At 73.8% G+C, this 4,097-nt stretch carries 4 protein-coding genes; 2 read left to right on the plus strand and 2 right to left on the minus strand.

Going from position 1 to position 4,097, the window contains the following annotated elements; genetic code table 11:
- Window positions 1–118 precede the first annotated feature (118 nt).
- Window positions 119–343: a hypothetical protein gene (locus tag E1295_RS47380; RefSeq protein ID WP_132641855.1), complete on the minus strand. Its 225-nt coding sequence runs from the start codon at window positions 341–343 to the stop codon at window positions 119–121.
- Window positions 344–667: 324 nt separating this feature from the next.
- Between E1295_RS47380 and E1295_RS47385 the strand changes: the two genes are divergently transcribed.
- Window positions 668–1,333 carry a phosphotransferase gene (locus E1295_RS47385; protein WP_220449261.1) on the plus strand — a complete coding sequence of 222 codons (666 nt, stop codon included), beginning with the start codon at window positions 668–670 and terminating at the stop codon, window positions 1,331–1,333.
- Window positions 1,334–1,345: 12 nt separating this feature from the next.
- On the plus strand, window positions 1,346–2,452 hold the full coding sequence (locus E1295_RS47390; protein WP_166427784.1) for a HesA/MoeB/ThiF family protein: 1,107 nt from the start codon (window positions 1,346–1,348) through the stop codon (window positions 2,450–2,452).
- Window positions 2,453–2,457: 5 nt separating this feature from the next.
- On the opposite strand, the gene E1295_RS47395 is transcribed toward E1295_RS47390, so the two are convergent.
- Window positions 2,458–4,097 (minus strand): glycoside hydrolase family 3 protein (locus E1295_RS47395; protein WP_132641861.1); only part of this gene is annotated, 1,640 nt, incomplete at its 5' end.

Consider the following 4,097-nt stretch of genomic DNA (forward strand, 5'->3'; position numbering starts at 1 on the left):
ACGGTGAGCGACACGGGTGTGCCTTCCCGACCGACGTTGGCGCGTCGGCCTTATCTCGAAACCTTGATCAGATGATTCGGGAAGGTACACCCCTTCCCGTCAGATCCACAGGTTTCGATCATTGCTCGGCGTGGTTCGACCAGCGTTGTGGCGCCTTCGTCATGGGTGGTTTCCACTGGTCGTTGTAGCTGGTCACGTGGTGATAGCTGAAGTTCGACCACTTCTGACCGTAGTCCTTCCTGTGCGCCGACACAGGAGTGGCGGCCACTGGCACCACTGCGGCGACCAGCCCTAAAACGACCACGCCCGTGGCCGTCCGGTAGCGACGGGGAGCATGCCTCACCAGAAACCTCCTCAACCGCTGCGTTGGGAACATGATCTTTCTAGGATGGTCGCTGTTTCCTTTCTGTCCCCGTTCGCGAACTACCGCCCCTCCGGCAGCCGGCCTCGTCGCCCGCGGGACTCCGGTCTTGATGGGACGCGGTCGCCGTGCGAGATTTCATGGGGCGAGGACGGAGCAGGGAACCATCGACGGACGTGAGCCGCCCGGCCGGAGCCCCGATGGGAGGCGCTCGTGACCGGGAGTCGGCTCGGAGGCGGAAACGACGGCGGCGCCGTTCGCGTGGGGTCCCAGGTCCGCCGGCCTGTGCGGGCGTGGACGGCTTCCGTGCACGAGTTGCTGCGGCACCTGGAACGCCGGGGGTTCGACGGGGCGCCCCGGGTGCTCGGCGTCGACGCCGACGGCTACGAGCTCCTCACCTATCTGGAGGGCGACACCGTCGGCGACGCCCTGGTGTGGCCGTGGTGGACCCGCACCGAGGACATGCTCGTGCAGGTGGCCTCGTGGCTGCGGTCCTACCACGAGGCGGTGGCCGACTTCGTGCCGCCCGACGGCGCCCACTGGCGCACCGGCCGGCCGTGGGAGCCGGGGCTCGTCATCGGGCACAACGACGCCAGCCCGTTCAACGCCGCCTACCACGACGGGCGGCTGGCCGGCTTCTTCGACTGGGACTTCGCCGGCCCCACCACGGTGGACTCCGACGTGGCGTCGGTGGCGCTGTGCTGGGTGCCGCTGCACGCCCGCCACGTGGCCGCCGCCGAGGGGTTCACCGAGTTCGGCGCGCGGCCCGCGCGGCTGCGCCGGTTTCTGGACGCGTACGGATGGAAGGGCCGGACGGAGAGCATCATCGAGGACGCCCAGGCGCAGATGAGCGCGCGGGCGCGGCTGATCCGCCGGCTGGGCGTCACCGGCGACGGCCTGTACGCCAGGCTGCTGCGCCGCGGCGTCGCCGACGATCTCGACCAGGCCGTTCGCGAACTCGACGACTTCTGAGGAGGCATGCCCGTGGCGGAGGCCGCTTGGTGTCCCCGCCTGCGCGACAGCGTGATCGTGCAGACGGACGGCGGCACGCTGTTGTTCCTGTGCCTGGCGGACCGGACCGTCAAGCGGTTCGCCTGCGACCCCTTCGTGGAAGACGTGGTGCGGCTGCTCGACGGCACACGTTCGATCGACGAGATCGGCGCGCTCGCCTGCGGCGACGATCCGGAGGCGGGGCAGCGGGTGGCGGAGGTCGTGCAGATCCTCGCGGAGGAGCGGCTGCTCAGCAGGACCCGCGACGCCGAACGGGAATTCCGCCTGCTGGGCGAGGAACGGGCCGGGTTCTACGACCGTCAGCTCCGGTTGTTCCAGGACTTCTGCGACGAGGGCCTGTCACAGGAGACGAGCGGCGTCGGCCTGCAGCGGCGCGTCGACGGCGCGACCGCCGTCGTCTGCGGCGTCGGCGGCATCGGCGGATGGGTGGCGCTCGCGCTGGCCGTCGCCGGCGTCGGGCGGATCCGCCTGTGCGACTTCGACCGGGTCGAACGCTCGAACCTCACCCGGCAGGTGGTGTTCGGGGCCGGCGACGTGGGCGCCCCCAAGGTCACGGCGGCCGCGGCGAGGTTGCGCGAGGCGAACCCGTACGTCGAGGTCGAGACCTTCGACCGCCGCATCGGCGGGGCCGGCGACCTCGAGGACGTCGTGGCCGGCGCGGACGTCGTCGTCAGCGCCGCCGACCTGCCCACCCCCAACGACGTGGCGGGCTGGGTGAGCCAGGCCTGCTGGCCGCGCGTCCCGCACATCATGGGCACCGGGTACGCCTACCACATCGGCGTGCTCGGCACCTCGATCGTCCCCGGACAAACCGCCTGCTGGGCGTGCGTACGCGCCGAGACGTTCGCCGACCACGGCCGCGACGGCATGGAGACGGTCGTCGGGAAACGGGAGAAGGCGGGCGCGATGGGGGCGCTGTGCGGTCTCGTCGGCAACATCCTGGCCTGGGAGGCCATCCGCCTCATCGCGGGCCTGCCGCCGGCGCTCGGCGGCAGGTGGAGCGAGGTGGACTTCTGGCCGCTGGAGATCCGGTCGCGAGCCGTGCCGCGACGTCCCGGCTGCCCCACCTGCGGCGCGTGAGGGCGCTACGGCGCGCTGATCCGGGTGGCGAGGGGGAGGTCGGCGACGCTGGAGCCGGCGTGCACGGTGAACTCGCCCGGCTCGGTCCGCCAGCCTCCGTCCCAGTGCTGGAACGCGCGGCGCGCGAGCGGGATCGTCACCCGCTCGGCCTGCCCGCCGCCGGCCCGCACCACCGCGAATCCCGCCAGCCAGCGCACCGGCCGATCCACCGCGCTCGGCTCGCGCGACAGGTACACCTGCACCACGTGCTTGCCCGCGCGTTCGCCGGTGTTGCGCACGGTCAGGCTCACCTGCCCGGGGCCGGCCGCGAGGTCGCTCAGCTCCCAGGTCGTGTAGCCGAGCCCGTGCCCGAACGGGTAGGCGGGCTCGGCCCCGGCGCGCAGCCACGCGCGGTAACCGACGTGCACGCCCTCGTCGTAGGCCACCACCCCGTCCACGGGAGCGGTCTGCAGGACCGGCACGTCCGCCTCCTCGCCGGGCCACGTGGTGGGCAGCCGTCCGCCGGGCTCGGCCGTCCCGAGCAGCACGTCGGCCAGGGCGCCGCCGAACTCCTGCCCGCCGAACCAGCCCAGCAGCACCGCGGCCACCTCGTTCCGCCACGGCATGAGCACGGGAGCGCCCGCGTTGACGACGACGACCGTACGCGGATTGGCCGCCGCGACCGCCCGTACCAGCCTGTCCTGCGCGCCCGGGAGCGCCAGCGTGGCCCGGTCGGCCGCCTCGCGCTCGATCTCCGGGCTCGTGCCGACCACGATCACCGCCACCTCCGCCCGCCGCGCCGCCGCCACCGCCGCCTCGATGGCGGCCGTCCCGCTTGCCCCGGCCTCACCGATGTCCGGCGCCAGGTCCTCGCCCAGGGTGAGGGTCAGGCCGTTGCCCTGCGGCACGCCGTCCAGCCTGGCCGTCAGTACGACCTCTCCGGCGGGGAGCCGTACCGTGGCCGAGGCGTGCGGCGGCGAGACCAGGCCGCCGCCGAAGTCCTCGCCCTCGTGCACCAGCTCGCGCTCCAGCACCCGCACGCCGTCGACGGCCAGCGTGGCGAGCCCGGCTCCCGCGACGCCGAGCCGCGCCGTGCCGGGCTCCCGCACCTGGTAGCGGGTGGTGAGCTCCACCGAGGCCGTGCCCGCGGGGCGGGAGCCGCCGAGCCGGGCGAGGTCGGACGAGCGGCGGTTCTCGCTCAGCAGCTCCCGGTCGCCGGAGTCGAGGAAACGGGCCCGCACCCCCGGCTCGCCGGAGACGGGGTCGGTCAGCCGCGCGATCGGCAGCGGCGCGAGGCCCTCCTGCGTGACGGCGCCGAGGGTCCACGTGATCTCGGCGTCCGGCAGCGCGGCGCGCAGCCCGTCCAGCGGGGAGACGACGTACGGCGGGGTCACGGTGGCGCTGCCGCCGCCCTGGCTGCGGAACTGGAGCGCGTTGTGCCCGATCACCGCGACCGACCGGGGGCCGGGAGCGGGCCAGGGCAGCTCGCCCTCGTTGCGCACCAGCACCATCCCGTCGGCCGCCACCCGCCGCGCCAGCACGGCACCGTCCTGCGCGGACACCGCCACGGCCCTCGCGAGATCCCCACCGGCGTCCGAGCCGCCACCGTCCCCTGCGCCGGTGGCCGGGATGGGACCGTCCGGCGTGGTGGCGGCCGGGGTGGGAG

The sequence above is a fragment of the Nonomuraea mesophila genome (assembly GCF_004352805.1).
Taxonomy (GTDB): Bacteria; Actinomycetota; Actinomycetes; order Streptosporangiales; family Streptosporangiaceae; genus Nonomuraea; species Nonomuraea longispora.